Origin of the sequence: Fibrella aquatilis (assembly GCF_017353255.1) — a bacterium.
In the GTDB taxonomy this organism is placed as follows: Bacteria; Bacteroidota; Bacteroidia; order Cytophagales; family Spirosomataceae; genus Fibrella; species Fibrella aquatilis.
This window is the reverse complement of the sequence record NZ_JAFMYU010000005.1, coordinates 185,318-199,481: the sequence shown is the minus strand read 5'-3', so window position 1 is coordinate 199,481 and position 14,164 is coordinate 185,318. Positions and strand designations below refer to the sequence as shown.

General features: G+C 54.8%; 13 protein-coding genes. 7 read left to right on the top strand and 6 right to left on the bottom strand.

Annotation, left to right across the window (positions count from 1 at the left end):
* Positions 1-32: 32 nt before the first annotated feature.
* Together J2I48_RS08570 and J2I48_RS08565 are read right to left on the bottom strand one after the other, a co-directional pair.
* Positions 33-1,703, bottom strand: coding sequence for a glycerol-3-phosphate dehydrogenase/oxidase (locus J2I48_RS08570; RefSeq protein WP_207335003.1), 1,671 nt, complete (start codon positions 1,701-1,703; stop codon positions 33-35).
* Positions 1,700-2,143, bottom strand: coding sequence for a sterol desaturase family protein (locus J2I48_RS08565; RefSeq protein WP_207335002.1), 444 nt, complete (start codon positions 2,141-2,143; stop codon positions 1,700-1,702). The genes J2I48_RS08570 and J2I48_RS08565 overlap by 4 nt, the downstream gene beginning before the upstream one ends.
* A 213-nt stretch (positions 2,144-2,356) precedes the next feature.
* Between J2I48_RS08565 and J2I48_RS08560 the strand changes: the two genes are divergently transcribed.
* Positions 2,357-2,998: an AlbA family DNA-binding domain-containing protein gene (locus tag J2I48_RS08560; protein ID WP_229375967.1), complete on the top strand. Its 642-nt coding sequence runs from the start codon at positions 2,357-2,359 to the stop codon at positions 2,996-2,998.
* A 19-nt stretch (positions 2,999-3,017) separates the two neighbouring features.
* On the opposite strand, the gene J2I48_RS08555 is transcribed toward J2I48_RS08560, so the two are convergent.
* The 4 genes from J2I48_RS08555 to J2I48_RS08540 all read right to left on the bottom strand — a co-directional run bounded on the left by J2I48_RS08555 (position 3,018) and on the right by J2I48_RS08540 (position 8,135).
* Entirely contained in the window at positions 3,018-4,019 is a 1,002-nt protein-coding gene (locus tag J2I48_RS08555; RefSeq protein ID WP_207335001.1) for a gliding motility protein GldB-related protein, read from the bottom strand.
* A gap of 12 nt (positions 4,020-4,031) precedes the next feature.
* On the bottom strand, positions 4,032-4,766 hold the full coding sequence (locus J2I48_RS08550; protein WP_207335000.1) for a hypothetical protein: 735 nt from the start codon (positions 4,764-4,766) through the stop codon (positions 4,032-4,034).
* Positions 4,767-4,816: 50 nt separating this feature from the next.
* Positions 4,817-7,255, bottom strand: a complete 2,439-nt coding sequence (locus tag J2I48_RS08545; protein ID WP_229375965.1) for an outer membrane beta-barrel protein — start codon at positions 7,253-7,255, stop codon at positions 4,817-4,819.
* Between the two features lie 88 nt (positions 7,256-7,343).
* A complete protein-coding gene (locus J2I48_RS08540; protein WP_207334999.1) occupies positions 7,344-8,135 on the bottom strand; it encodes an alpha/beta fold hydrolase in 792 nt (263 codons plus the stop codon).
* 76 nt (positions 8,136-8,211) lie between these two features.
* Between J2I48_RS08540 and J2I48_RS08535 the strand changes: the two genes are divergently transcribed.
* From J2I48_RS08535 to J2I48_RS08510, 6 genes are all read left to right on the top strand, one after another.
* Complete coding sequence (locus tag J2I48_RS08535; RefSeq protein ID WP_207334998.1) at positions 8,212-8,682, top strand: MaoC family dehydratase; 471 nt, start codon at positions 8,212-8,214, stop codon at positions 8,680-8,682.
* A 91-nt stretch (positions 8,683-8,773) separates the two neighbouring features.
* Positions 8,774-9,511 (top strand): 3-oxoacyl-[acyl-carrier-protein] reductase, encoded by a 738-nt coding sequence (gene fabG, locus J2I48_RS08530; protein WP_207334997.1) that lies wholly within the window; start codon positions 8,774-8,776, stop codon positions 9,509-9,511.
* 184 nt (positions 9,512-9,695) lie between these two features.
* Positions 9,696-10,835 (top strand): acyl-CoA dehydrogenase, encoded by a 1,140-nt coding sequence (locus J2I48_RS08525; protein ID WP_207335137.1) that lies wholly within the window; start codon positions 9,696-9,698, stop codon positions 10,833-10,835.
* Positions 10,836-11,003: 168 nt separating this feature from the next.
* Positions 11,004-11,930, top strand: a complete 927-nt coding sequence (locus J2I48_RS08520) for an AraC family transcriptional regulator (RefSeq protein ID WP_207334996.1) — start codon at positions 11,004-11,006, stop codon at positions 11,928-11,930.
* A gap of 219 nt (positions 11,931-12,149) precedes the next feature.
* A complete protein-coding gene (locus tag J2I48_RS08515; RefSeq protein ID WP_207334995.1) occupies positions 12,150-13,589 on the top strand; it encodes a T9SS type A sorting domain-containing protein in 1,440 nt (479 codons plus the stop codon).
* A 63-nt stretch (positions 13,590-13,652) separates the two neighbouring features.
* A complete protein-coding gene (locus J2I48_RS08510; protein ID WP_207334994.1) occupies positions 13,653-14,159 on the top strand; it encodes a DUF8785 domain-containing protein in 507 nt (168 codons plus the stop codon).
* Positions 14,160-14,164 lie beyond the last annotated feature (5 nt).

Here is a 14,164-nt window from a genome sequence, read left to right as displayed (position 1 = left end):
AGCAACGCTCCGTCAGATATGAGTAGAGCCAGCTACAAGCTATAAACTTCCTTTCCCGTTGCCTTGCCAATTAACCCCTCAATATATGCCTGAAAATCAGCTTCATGCTGTGCCGCTTCGGTAGTTGACCAGCCGAGTTCACGAGCCAGTAGCTGGGCCGAAAGGGGTAGCGCTTCGAGCGTAGCCTGCCAGTCAATGAGGCCGAGGCGGATGCGGCGCATAAGCACGTCGGGTAGGGTCAGGGCCATTTCGGTGCGAGCGGCGTAGATCACTTCGGCCTGAATAAACGGGTGCTTTTGGGCCAACCGAGTGCCCCAGGCCGGATTTTCAACCAACAACGTCAGAATTGCCGGGGCTTCGGTGCCGTAGGTGTCGGCTAGGTGTGCCAGTATATCAGCCGCCATATCAGGGTGACGTTCGGCGAGGCGCTTCGGGTAGTTGGAGTCGTAACCCTCGGCACCCTGAAGCAAAAGTGACTCCGTCACACAGGGGCGTGGCTGACCCAGCTTCGCGCAACAGGCATCAATCGTTTCCTGCGCCATAAGCCGATAGGTAGTCCACTTGCCACCCATAATGCTGACCAGTCCCGATTTAGTATCAATTTCTACCTCATGGTCGCGCACTACGGCTTTGCTGCTGGCATTGGGGTCAGATTGTAACAGCGGACGCAGCCCGGCAAACCCACCCGCTACGGCCTCAATCGGCACAGGTTGTGCCACGAACTGGTTGACTTCAGCCAGCAGGTACGCGGCTTCGTCGGGCAGCAGGGCGGGCATGTCGGTGGTGTCAGCTTCGGTGTCGGTGGTGCCAATGAGCCACTGCCCGCGCCACGGAATAGCGAAAAGCACCCGACCGTCTTTTGTTTTGGGCACCAGCAACGCCGCCGGTTCGGTCTGCGCCGGTGCTTGGGGCATGGCCGAGCCGGGCAGCACCACGTGGGCACCTTTGCTGGCCCGCATCCGTACGCCCTGCCCACTGTTGGCCTGCCGCCGAAGCCGGTCGGCGTGGGTACCGGTGGCGTTCACCACTACTTTCGCCCGAATCGTGAATGCCTCACCCGACAAGGTGTCAAGGGCGGTTACAGCGTTGAGTTGGCCGCTTTCTCCCGCTACCAGCGATGCCACCCGCACGTGGTTGGCCACGGAAGCACCGTATTTGGCGGCGGTTTGCACCAGCCCCAGGTTCAGCCGAATATCGTCGAACTGCCCATCGTAGTACAGCACTGCGCTATGGAGTTTGCGGCCATCGAAGGCCGGAAAATGGCGCAGGGCTTCGGCTTTATTCAGCCATTGGCTGGGGGCCATACGTCGACTACCGGCCAACCAGTCGTAGATTTTCAGGCCAATGGCATAATAGGCCCCTTCAATCAGGTTGCTCACGGGTGTGAGCAGGGCCAGCGGGTGGCACAGGTGCGGGGCAATGTGCAGAAGTGTCCGGCGTTCGTGCAGCGCCTTTCGCACCAGCGCTAACTGCTTGGGATCAAACGTTTTAACGGCCTGCTCCAGATACCGCACCCCCCCATGCACCAGCTTGGTGGACGTACCCGACGTGCCCGCGCCAAAATCGTCGGACTCGATCACGGCCACGCGCAACCCCCTGCTGGCGGCATCGGCAGCACAGCCCGCCCCCGATGCGCCCGCCCCGATAATGCAGATGTCGAAGGCTTCGGTTTTCAGGCGGTGGAGGTGAGCGGCGCGGTTCATTTTTTGTCGTATTTCTTGGGCGCATACAGAAAACCGAACGCTTCGGCCCCGTCGCGGGTGTGTACTTTATGGTGTACGTAATGCGCCCGCATAATACGCAGCAGGTACGAATTTTTGGTACTAAACTTGATGCGAATCCGGCGGTGAACGATCACGTCGTGAAAGACGAAGTAGCCTATGCCATAGAGGGTTACGCCCGCTGCAATAGGTGCCAGGTACCAGAGCGAGGGTATTTCCAACCCTACTACAAACAGCCCCACGGCCACCCCGCTGAACAGAATGCTAAACAGGTCGTTTATCTCGAAAAAGCCCTTGTGCGCGTTATGGTGCGAGTGGTGCCAGCTCCACATGATGCCGTGCATGATATACTTGTGGGTGAACCAGGCCACCCCCTCCATGATCAGGAGCGTAGATAGGGCAATAGCAACGTTTACCAGCATTTGTTCGTTTTATAGTTGGTAGCTTACTGTGTTTACACAACCGCCCGTTTGACCAAAAAGTTAGCGGCCGAACCAGTTACTAAGTTAAGGAATCGTTGGGGTTGTATTGTTCCGTATGTGACCGTAAAAAATGGTTGCAAATTCGGTTAGCGGTTGTATCTTTAGAAGGTGATCAGTACGCAAATGGTGGGCAGATCAACTACAGACTATAAAATGCTCAAAGACCTGGTTCGCCGGGGAGAGGGGCATTGTCTTGAGTTCAAACTCAAGACCAACCATCCCGACAAAATTGTGCGGGGAATCGTAGCGTTCGCCAACACCGACGGCGGCACGCTCCTGATCGGTGTCGGCGATGATGGCACCATTCCGGGCCTCAAATACGCCGACGAAGACGAGTACCTGCTGGTGCGGGCCATCGAAAAGTTTTGTTTCCCCGCCATCACCTACACCCTGGAGCGTGTACAACTGCACGACGAACGCGAAGTGCTTATATTCCGTATTCCACGCAGCCCGCACCGCCCCCACTATATTCTGCCCGATCCCAACGACCCCGACAACAAGAAGGTGTATGTGCGGGTAGATGATAAGTCGGTACAGGCCAGCAAAGAGGTACGCGAGATCATGAAAGGCGAACGCGCTGACCGCAACGTGCGCTTCACCTACGGCGAAAAAGAAAAGGTGCTCATGCAACACCTCGACAAAAACACGCACGTCACGGTCGATTCCTTCGCCCTGTTGGCCAACATCCCCCGCAAGATTGCCTCGCGCACCCTTGTGCTCCTCGTCCTCGCCAATGTCCTCGACGTTTTCCCCAGCGACGTCATGGACCGGTACACCACGAAGCAGATGCGGTAAGGTAGTGAATAGAAATTGGCTACTTCCAAAGTTCAGGGTAGCCGCTTTTGGTTAAGAACGCCTTATAATCCGTAGTTTGTAGCATATCGCGGAGGGCCTGGGTTTTGTTGGTGGCCCGGTTGTAGTAGGCTTCGCAGATGCGGTAGCCCACGAAATAGCCCATGTCGGCGGGGTAATTGTAGGTGTTGCCTGCGTTGCCGTTGTAGAGCCAGTTTCGCCAGTTGGTACCGTCCATCTCCTGGCTGAACGCCTGCCAAACTGCTCGCTCGTTGGCCTCGCCAAACGTATATGTTGCGGTACCCGTAGCGATGGCTCCGGTGGCTAGTTTGGCCAGAAAATCGGCCGACCCTTCGGCAATGGCAGCGGCCAAAAGTGTGTTGCCGCCCGCTATGCCGTAGCGCTGTTGCTGATGCACCATTTCATGGGCCACAATGGCCGGTAATTGGCTGGAATTGAACAGGATACCCCTCGAATAGGCTGTCAACTCGGTCGTGATGGTGGTGGGGGCAGCGGTGTAATATTCGGTGCCAATGTAAATGCCGCTGGGCAGACTTTTACCGCCGTTGTTGAATAACCCCATACCGAAATAGATGGCCGGAAACGTAGCGTCGGGGTACAGTTGTTTCAAGGTGCGCAACCCCTGCCGGATGGCCCCCTCCTGTTGGCGAACCATACCCGTGGTAAGCGTCCTGACCGACGGGAAAAATTGCCGGTAGGTGCTTATCGTGGCTTTCGCCATGATAGCGGCGGTGATCTTGCCACTACTCAGTGTCGACTGCACGGTGGGGCTTGCTTTGTCGATATAGTTGCGTTGCCAATGGGCCGTTTGGTCAGTAGCCTGCGGGGCCATGTCATAGGCTTCCCAAAACAGATCAACGTCGCGGGTTGATATCAGGAGTTGGTCGGGATCAGCCACGCGCCCCTCAAATACGGTTACCTCTCCGGCTGGTATCAGTAGGCGCTCACAGCTGAACAATAAACTGACAGACAGCACTGTATTGGCTAATTGCCTGGCTTTCATAGTTGATTTTGGCTAAAGAGTCCAGGCAAAAACAAGCCCATTGAATGCGTGTTGCTGATTAGCGTCGGCGAGTTGGATGGCCCGGTAACTCCACTGATACCCTATGCGCCAGGGGTGCCGGGCGGGGGTGTTGAGCGTTAGCCAGAGTTGGTTGGAGAGGCCGGTGAATGCCCCGGGAAATGCTACTCCCGCCGAGTAATTGCCCGCGTTGTTACCCGCCACCAGGCCCGTCAATAGCGGAACGCTCAGGCTGTTGGTAAACAGGGCCGGGCGGTTAGCCAGCTTGAACTCCCATCGATAGTACAGCATCGGGGCTAACTCGAGGGCCGCATATCCGCCAATGTGGCTATCGGTGGTCTCGTTGAACGCCAGCCTGTCGTAATAGGTCTGTATGGCCAATTGGGCCTGCCACCCCAACCCAAATTGGCTGGGCTTGCTGGTATTGGCTGACCCAAGCCGATAGGTACGTTGCAGGCTGCTGCTTAGCCCGGCGGTTCGGCTAAAAAACCGGCCCGTCTGCACATCCTGACCCCAATAGGCCCCAACGGTGAGCCATTTTTCGCCAGTACCAACCGACTTGGTTCTGTTCAACTGAAAGCCCACCGTTGGCATAGCATAGCGAAACACCGAGTACCTATTATCGCGAAACGTGGTTAGCCCCAGCCGTAGGTCAACGTCTGTCTTAGGCGGGTTCTGACCCAAGCCCATCAGCGGCAGAAGTAATAATAAAAGCAGCCGAGTAAGCATTTATCTTTCTGATTTACAAATGGTTGTTTGTCAATAATTTATGGTTAGTCTCAGCGGCTGCCCCGGTCCAGGGCGTCAATGTTGAAGGGGTTCTGGCGTTCTTCGCGGCGTTTTAGTCCGAAATTATAGCGGACGGTTAACCCCACCCGGCGCGTGTCTGACTGCCGGGTGCCGTCGGCCAGAATGTTGCCCTGGTTGAGCGTAAAGGCCGTTCGGTTGGTATAAAATGGATCAGAGACTACCAGCGTCGCGGTTAGTTTGCGGTTCATAAACTGCCGGTTCAGGCTCAGGTTGACGTTGCCAAACGTGCCAAGCTCGTAGAACTGCTGCTGCCCGTTGAGCAGGCAAAACGCGTTGACCGTCAGGGTCGACCGGCCATCGAGTTTGAGTTGCTGGTAAGTAAACAGCCGCCACGACCCCCGGCTAAAGTTCAGTGGTTTGCCCTCGTAGAAGCCTTCGTAGTCGGTGTGTGAATACTGCGCGGCCACCACAAAAAAGAAGCGCCCGCCCGGCGGTATGCCCGCCAGCAGCCGGAAATACGTTTCGCGGTTTTGGCCCAGGTTGGCGTAAGTGCGGTAGGCCACGCTGCTGTTGACGGGGTCCTGGTACAGTACGCTTGTAAACAGGTTTTGGGTATAGTTGCGCCCTACGGCCAGAATCGGCATCTCATCCACACTCACGTTGGCCTCCAGGTTTTGAGTGAACTGCGGTTGCAGGGCCGGGTTGCCCGTTTCGTACAAATACTGGTCAATAAACCGAGCAAAGGGGTTCAGAAAATCGTAGGTGGGGCGGGTGATGGACCGGCGATAAACGAGGTAGCTGCGCAGTTCAAAACCCGCAATTTTGGCTACCCGTCGGCTGAGGTATATATACGGAAACAGGTCGGTGCGGTGCAGTTGAAAGGTGGTGTCGCGGGGAATGCGCTGATGACCGTTCATGTTGGTGTTTTCGGCCCGGACCCCCACCTTCAGCAGCACCGACCCTAACTGTTTCGACCCTTGTAGGTAGCCCGCGTGTATGGCCTCGTTGTAGTCGAAGGCGTTGGTGCGAAACCGGTCGGGCAGGCGGATGCCGTCGGTTTCGGTGGTGTAGCTGGTGCGGCTGTCGAACTGCTGAATAGCCGTTTTCAGGCCCGTTTCGAGGGTTATTTGCCCCCGCAGCCGGTAGCGCAGGTCGGTTTGCAGGGTGACAAAATGCCGGTTGGTGTTAATCGAACCGTCGCCGATGAGCGTGGCCTGGGCGGGTTGCAAAAACTGCGTGGTGAACCCCTGTGCCGTTTGGTTGCTCGTATAATTGTACGACCCATCTACGGTCCACTGTGACCCCAGCGAGTCGATTTTGTAGGTGGCCGACACCTCCTGCGTCAGCGATTTGGCCGTACCGGTGTTGCCCAACCGGTTTTGATTGCTGGTGAGCAAAGCCCCGCCGTCGCGCTGCCGAATCTGGGTTTCGTTCTCGGAAAACGAGTTACTGTAACCGTAGTTGGCCCGCCCGTCGAGATTCAGCGACCACTTCTTCGTTAGCTCATACCCGAGGCCATAGCCCACAAACAGGCCATCGCCGGGGAGGCGCGTGTAGGCAGTCTGGCTAATAGACCGATTGCCGGTTAGCTGCCGGTTGGTGGTAAGTTGTTCGTAACTGTTGCGGCGGTTGTAGTTTATGTTCAGGTACGACGACCGGTTGCCTTCGCTGTTGTTTAGGCTGATGCCAAGTCCCTGATTACCAAAGCGCCCCTGGTTCATGTTGCCCGAAATACTGCCCGTCCGGCCCAGCTTCACCCCCCTCTTCAAAACAATATTTACCGCCCCGCCACTCCCCGACGCGTCGTATTTGGCCGAGGGGGTACGCATGATTTCCATCCGCTCGATGCTGTTAGGCGGTAGGCTTTTCAGCAGCGTGGCCAGGTCGGCGGCGCTCAGTTTCTGTTCACGACCGTTGATATAGATTGTGGCGGGCGTGGCGCTGCTGATATACACGTTGCCGTCTTGATCGAGAAAGAGGCCGGGTGTTTTTTCCATCAGGTCGTAGGCGTTGGTGCTGATGTCGGCAATGGGCGTGGGGTCAACAATGGTCATGTCGTCCTGCTGCCGAAGCAATGGTTTTTTGGCCGTTACCGTCACCGTGTTTAGCGACTGCACGTCGGTTTCCATCGAAAAACGAAACGTGGTCTGCGTTGCCGTGGGCCTGATGCCTTTGTTCAACGGCTTCATGCCCATGGCCGTAGCCCGCAGTGCGTAGGGTTGGTCGGTGTGCAGTAATACCGTGGCCACCCCCAGCGTATCCGTAAGAGCATTAACGCGTTCGGTGGAATCGGTGCGGCTGGTTAGCTGCACGGACGCGCCCACCAGCGGGGCTTGTCTGCTATCCAGCAATACCACCCTGACGCGCAATTTGGGCCGGGGCAAGCCTTGACCCGTGGCCCGGTAGGCACTGAGCAACAGGATGAGCACCTGCGCTATGAAGAGGATGATGGTAAGTGGTTTAGGCAAGGTCGTGAGCGGTTTTTTATGGAGATGAACATACAACGGTACGCAGTTGCTTCGCCCAATAAAAATTGTTAACGACCGGAAAAACGGGTTAAGCGCAAGAAAAAGGCCAGCCAGCGGCTACACGCCGTACCAGCGAGGTGTGGCCACTGGGCAAAATTATTTCAGTGGTTTCGGGAAGGGCGCGCAGCAGGGGGCGGGTGTGGCCCAGGGGCAGGACGGCATCGAACTGGCCCAGAAACAACCACACGTGCACTTTATTGGCTCGTAGCTGCTTCGCCAGCGCCGGAATATCGGTGGTCAGGTGACGGAAACCTACCCAGGCTTGGCCAATCTGCGCCCGTTGTTCGGGGGTTTGCATAGTAGCTTCTACAAACCGCATCAGCCCCGCGCTAAGTAGGCCCAGTCGTACCAGTCCGTGCCCCAGGCGGGTGAACAGGCGGGTGTTGTTCAGAAAAAAACGTAACAGCCAACGGCCCGGTGCCGTGTTCGTTGCCAGTCTAAACCAGGGGTCTTCGGTAATGCCGTCGGGAGCAATAAGGATCAGTTCGTCTAGTTGCGGGGCAAACAGGCTAGCGGTGATAAGCGCAAAGCGCCCCCCCATGCTGAACCCCACCACCGAAAACCGGTCGATGCCATGTTTGGTGAGAAAGTGGGCTACCAAACTTTGCCAGTATGTTTTGGTTATGTTAGCGGGCCAATTAGTCTGGTTATCTTGCCCGTGGTAGGGTAGGTCGATACTATAGACAGTGTGCGTTTTGGACAGCCGTTCACCAAGCGGGGCCATTGCCGCCGCGTCCTGCCCAATACCATGAAAGGCCAGCCAGATAACCGGCCCAGAACCATATTTAACAAAGGATGTCGGATATTGGACGGTAGACATTGGATGCTACCCGAAGGCACTTATTTGATCAGCCGCGAATATCCAACATCCAGCGTCCAGAATCTAAAATCCATTTATGACCTCCTTCCCCAACCTCGATGCCTTTACCGCCCATGCCGGGCAGGAACTCGGTACTACCGACTGGGTCACGATCTCGCAGGAGCAGATCCAGCTCTTTGCCGATGCCACCGGTGACCACCAGTGGATTCACCTCGAGCCCGACCGCGCCGCCCGCGAGTCACCGTTCAAGACCACCATTGCCCACGGGTTTCTGACCCTATCGCTGGCACCGCGTTTGCTGTCGGAGATCTACACGATTGAGTCGGTGAAGATGGGCGTAAACTACGGTGCCAACAAAATTCGGTTTACCAACGCCGTGCCCAGCGGTAGCCGTCTTCGCATGAAAGCCTGGCTCCACCACGTTGAGCCAACTAACGCTAATGAGGGTGCACGCGGCGTGCGGGTGATCATCGAATGCGTCTTTGAAGTAGAAGGCCAAACCAAACCCGCCTGCGTGGCCGAATTGATATCGCTACTTTTTGAGTGATAAACGATGAGTGGTAAGTGGTGAGTTTGCTGCCGCCAGCATATTATTCTTGCGGCAGCAAACTCACCACTTACCACTCACCACTATTCATATGCGTCTAGAAAACAAAGTTGCTATCATTACCGGCGGGGCACGCGGCATTGGCCGGGCTGCCGCCGAAATTTTCACCCGCGAGGGTGCCACCGTTATCATCTGGGATATGCTGGATGAGGGCGAAGACACGGCCCAAACCCTACGTGACCAGGGCCACAACGCCACCTTCATGCGCGTAAGCGTAACCGACGTACCCGGCGTGGAAGAAGCCGTCCGGGCAGTGCTGGAACAACACGGACAGATCGACATCTTGGTAAACAACGCGGGCATCACGCGCGACCGCACCCTGCTGAAAATGAGTCATGTAGAGTGGCAGCAGGTGATCGATGTGAACCTCACGGGCGTCTTTAATTGCACCAAAGCCGTGGTGCCGCACATGGTAGAGCGTGGTTATGGGCGCATCATCTGCACGTCAAGCGTAGTGGGGATACATGGCAATTTCGGGCAGACAAACTATGCTGCCACCAAGGCGGGCGTGGTGGCTATGTGCCGCACCTGGGCCAAGGAACTTGGTCCCAAAGGCATTACCGCCAACGCCGTGGCACCCGGCTTCATCCGCACCGACATGACCGATGCTATGCCTGAAGAGGCCCGTCAGGCCACCATCGCGCTTATCCCCGTAAAACGCATGGGCGAACCTGCCGACATTGCCAACGCCTACCTCTACCTCGCCTCTGACGAAGCCTCGTTCGTGAACGGACAAGTACTGGGCGTCAACGGCGGGCAAGCTAGTTAGTGGTGAGTGCTGAGTGGTAAGTGATGAGTTTGCTTCCGCGTCTAATCGTGCGGAAGCAAACTCATCACTTACCACTCAGCACTCACCACTAAATTTGTTATGCATGCATACTACGTTGCTTTGTAAATTTGCTTCATCAATCAACAACACGACCATGACAACGGCACCGCATGACCTTCAGGGTCTGAATTTTAACTTATCGGAAGAACACTTGGCCGTGCAGGAAGCGGCCCGCGATTTTGCGCAGAATGAGCTGCTACCCGGCATTGTAGAGCGCGACAACGCTCAACAGTTTCCCGCTGAGCAGGTGAAGCGCATGGGCGAACTGGGCTTCATGGGCATGATGGTCTCGCCCGAATACGGCGGTGGCGGTATGGACACCGTTTCCTACGCCATTGCCATCGAAGAAATTTCTAAGATCGACGCTTCAGCATCGGTAATCATGTCGGTCAATAACTCGCTGGTTTGCTACGGGTTAGAGGCTTTCGGCACCGAAGAGCAGAAGCATAAATACCTCACGCCGCTGGCCTCCGGGCAGATGATTGGCGCGTTTTGCCTCTCAGAACCCGAAGCCGGCTCCGACGCCACTTCACAGGCCACCACTGCCGAAGACATGGGCGATTATTACCTTGTAAACGGTACCAAAAACTGGATCACTAACGGTAATTCGTCGGGGGTGGCCTTGGTGATTGCGCAGACCAACCGTGAAAAAGGCCACCGGGGCATCAACTGCCTGATTGTGGAAAAAGGTACGCCCGGTTTTGTAGTGGGCAAGAAAGAAGACAAGCTCGGCATTCGGGCGTCAGACACCCACTCGCTGCTGTTTACGGACGTGAAAGTGCCTAAGGAAAACCGTATCGGAGCCGACGGGTTTGGGTTCAAGTTTGCCATGAGTACCCTCAACGGAGGTCGTATCGGTATTGCGGCCCAGGCCCTCGGCATTGCAGCTGGCGCTTATGAACTGGCCCTGAAATACAGTCAGGAGCGGAAAGCGTTTGGCAAAGCTATTTTCGAGCATCAGGCCATTCAATTTAAACTGGCCGAAATGGCTACCAAGATCGAGGCGGCCCGACTACTGGTGTATAAAGCTGCCCGACTCAAAGATGAGCACAAAGACTATGTGCAGGCGGCGGCAATGGCCAAACTATTTGCCTCTGACGTGGCGATGTGGGCCACCACCGAAGCTGTTCAAATTCACGGTGGTTATGGCTTCGTGAAGGAGTTTCACGTTGAGCGATTGATGCGCGATGCCAAGATTACGCAGATATATGAAGGTACCTCGGAAATACAAAAATTAGTAATTGCCCGAGAGATCGTTCGGTAGGCTTTTCTTGTAAAAACTATATTTTTTAACCCCCTCGGCCCTATTTCCAGCGAATAGGGCCGTTTTTTTTTAGCAAACGGAAACTTTTATAGTTGTATTAGTTTTGTACAATTTATTAGTTTTGTGCAATATTGCAGGGCAACGAAGCACCACGCAATCCGTTCGGCTATGGAAGACTATAACAAAATCATTGAATCGCTGGGCGTCAAGTTCATTAAAGCCCGGAATATTCGCATCCTGCAACCGATTGTTATCAAGAATTTCTACGACGTAGAAAACACGTTGTTGATCCTATATAACGGTGATGTATCGTACGGCGATGAGCACCAAAAGGTTGAGATTGGCGATATGCTGTTTATCCCCGGTGGTAAGCACGTGACCGTTACCTACGGCGAACCCTCGAACCCGAAGGCGGTAACCAACGAAGAGTTCATGACTCACCGTGAGCATTACTTCGAGGCCAACCGCGATCCAAGTCGTATTGGCAATATGCCCAATTCGTTTGGTTACGTATCCTTCGAAGCCAAAGTGTTCGACTCGGTCAATTTCTTCAACTCGCTCGACGTGCCGCCGTTCATTATCAAGCATGACGAAACGCTGGCGCAGGCGATCCGGCAGATTTTGCTGGAAGACATGACCGAGGTGGCTGGTAAGGGCCGCGTGATCAAGATCAAAACGGAAGAGATCGTGATCGAGGTGATCCGATACATCCTGAAGCAGCGGCTGTTTGTGGAACAACTCGTGACCAACAGCACCTATTTCAAAGACCCGCGCCTGATCGACATTTTTGCCTATATCAAAGACAACATCGGCGGCGACCTTTCGAACAAAGTGCTGGCTAACGTAGCCAACGTGTCGGAAGATTACGTGGGGCAGTATTTCAAGATGCTCACGGGCATCAACCCGCAGGACTACATTGAATATCAGCGTATGGAAGCCGCCGTGGGTCTGTTGCGCACGAGCAAAAAGAGCATCCGCGCCATTGGTGCCGAAGTAGGCTACAAAGACACGGCCTATTTCTGCCGCCGGTTTAAAATGATGTTTGGTATCCCCGCCGGCAAAATGCGCCGGAGAGAGTCGCTGATGAACGTGTAAAAAGTACCGTTAAGCAATAAGACTTTTGCAAAAGCCCAACCCGAAAATTTTTGGGTTGGGCTTTTTTGTGGCAATTACTTAATAAGCGACAAGCTAATATATTGTCAGTTAGTTACTTGCATTAGTAAATGACGGGTTTTTTACTTAACTAACTGGCTCATTTGTCGTGTCTTTTGAGCGCACCTCTCGTCTTTACCCCACCTAACTTGACTTAAGCTTATGCCATTCTGTACTGCTTATTTGAACAACCTATGCTGTCGCCTACTATTGGCCCTGTTGTTGTGCACGGTAGGCTCGGCCAGTTTCGGGCAAATTATTGCCAACTGGCCATTTGGTGCTACACAAACAGCCCCCAACACGGTAGACCCTAATGCCACAGCCTCGGTAGCAACAATCACTACACCTACGCCGGCAACTAGTATTGTAAGTAGCCGGTTTCGGGGCCAGGGCTGGAATGTGCCATCCATTGATCTAGCTCGTTATTTTGAGGTTAGTATCACGCCGAATTCAGGGTACGATCTCACCATTCAGCAATTTGTTATCAACCTAGACAAGTCAGCGAACGGACCTACTGCGTATGAGGCTCGTATCAGTACCGATAATTTCACTACGGCTGTTTCAATTGGCAATGGCCCTGTTACAACCACCACAACCAACGTATCTATGGTTGTCAGTAGCGTGGTGCGGGTAACGGCAACTGCCAAGATTCGGGTTTATTTTTGGGGTGCCTCTACTAGTACCGATTTTATCAGCATAGGCAGCGCAACCATTTCAGGTAAGATAGTGCAGCCAACGCTCACCACAATTCCCATTACGCTGTCGGGCTTCACAACGACGTTGGGAGTACCGTCGGCCACCAAAAACTACAGTATTTCGGGGGCTAATCTGTTTGATGATCTGGTGATTACGGCTCCCGCCGGTTATGAAATCAGTACGAGCGCGGGCGGCGGGTTCAACCCTTCGCTGACGCTGCTACAAAGCGGTGGCACCATCGTCACGAACACCATCTATGTCCGGCTTACAGGTGCTGCCGTAGGTGCTCCGTCGGGCAATATTACCAACGCAAGTAGCGGCATTACGTCGCTAGTGGCTGTGTCGGGCACCGTGCAGGCAGCGCAACCTGTCGAATTGGTTAGTTTTAAAGGACAGGTGGCGGGAAATACCGTGTTGTTAACCTGGTCTACAGCTTCAGAGCGTGAGTCGGAGCGGTTTGTAGTGCAACGCAGTAGTGATGCCAGCGAGTTTATAGGAGTGGGTACGCGCCAGTCGGCGGGAAACACAAACCAACAGCAGTATTATTCGTTAACGGATGAGTCGCCGCAGCACGGAGTCAACTATTATCGCCTTAAACAGATTGACCGGGATGGTAGCGCAGTTTACTCCAAGGCTGTTGCCATTCGGGTAGACACCAGTCAGCCATACGCCAGTCTCCGCGAAAACCCGACTGATGGGCAGGCTATTCAACTGCGGCTGTATCAAATGACTACTCCACAGGTACGATTAAGCGCACTTTCGGGGCAGACCATTGCCGGGCAATTGGCTCGTTCCAGCACCACAGAAGCCGTTTACACCCCCGCCAGCACCTTGACCCCCGGCCTCTACATCCTCACCGTACAGGAAGGATCCGTGCGGCAGGCAATAAAGGTGCTAGTAAAGTGATTTTGGGAAACACGGCTAACTTTTTGTTGATTTGTCCGCAACAAAACTTAATCACGGACGCTTATGCGCTTTTTCACCTATCTGCTTGTCTTTGTTCTACTGATCCTGGGCGTTTTATACCTGCTCACGGGCTGGAGTTTTTCTGATGGCGAACGGGCCGGCACCGTCTCTAAATTCAGCCGTCGGGGCTATCTGTTCAAAACCTACGAAGGCGTTCTGAACGTGGGGGGCTTTTCGGGCGAAACAGGCTCACTGACGCCACAATTCTTCGATTTTTCGGTGAAAGACGAAGCTACAGCCCAGAAAATCACCGAAGCTGTGCGGACCGGTCAGCGCGTAACGCTGCATTACGAAGAGAAAATCCTGCGCCTGCCCTGGAACGGCGACACTAAGTATTACATCACCAATGTGGAGTTTGTAGGTGGCAATCGCTATCAGCAACTCCCCGGCGACCAATCGGCAGCGCCGGGTTATCAGCAGGGGCAGCCCGCCCAACCACAGGCCCAACCCGTCCAACCACAGGCTCAACCGGCTCAGCCCCAAACACAGGCCGCCGATTCGACGTTGTAACGAAG

What these genes read in the sequence shown, in the direction of transcription:
- J2I48_RS08535 (WP_207334998.1), top strand. Translation starts at nt 8,212, where the DNA reads ATGACCTCCTTCCCCAACCTCGATGCCTTTACCGCCCATGCCGGGCAG.
- J2I48_RS08570 (WP_207335003.1), bottom strand. Translation starts at nt 1,703, where the DNA reads ATGAACCGCGCCGCTCACCTCCACCGCCTGAAAACCGAAGCCTTCGAC.
- J2I48_RS08520 (WP_207334996.1), top strand. Translation starts at nt 11,004, where the DNA reads ATGGAAGACTATAACAAAATCATTGAATCGCTGGGCGTCAAGTTCATT.
- J2I48_RS08515 (WP_207334995.1), top strand. Translation starts at nt 12,150, where the DNA reads ATGCCATTCTGTACTGCTTATTTGAACAACCTATGCTGTCGCCTACTA.
- J2I48_RS08560 (WP_229375967.1), top strand. Translation starts at nt 2,357, where the DNA reads ATGCTCAAAGACCTGGTTCGCCGGGGAGAGGGGCATTGTCTTGAGTTC.
- J2I48_RS08540 (WP_207334999.1), bottom strand. Translation starts at nt 8,135, where the DNA reads ATGTCTACCGTCCAATATCCGACATCCTTTGTTAAATATGGTTCTGGG.
- fabG (WP_207334997.1), top strand. Translation starts at nt 8,774, where the DNA reads ATGCGTCTAGAAAACAAAGTTGCTATCATTACCGGCGGGGCACGCGGC.
- J2I48_RS08555 (WP_207335001.1), bottom strand. Translation starts at nt 4,019, where the DNA reads ATGAAAGCCAGGCAATTAGCCAATACAGTGCTGTCTGTCAGTTTATTG.
- J2I48_RS08510 (WP_207334994.1), top strand. Translation starts at nt 13,653, where the DNA reads ATGCGCTTTTTCACCTATCTGCTTGTCTTTGTTCTACTGATCCTGGGC.
- J2I48_RS08550 (WP_207335000.1), bottom strand. Translation starts at nt 4,766, where the DNA reads ATGCTTACTCGGCTGCTTTTATTATTACTTCTGCCGCTGATGGGCTTG.
- J2I48_RS08565 (WP_207335002.1), bottom strand. Translation starts at nt 2,143, where the DNA reads ATGCTGGTAAACGTTGCTATTGCCCTATCTACGCTCCTGATCATGGAG.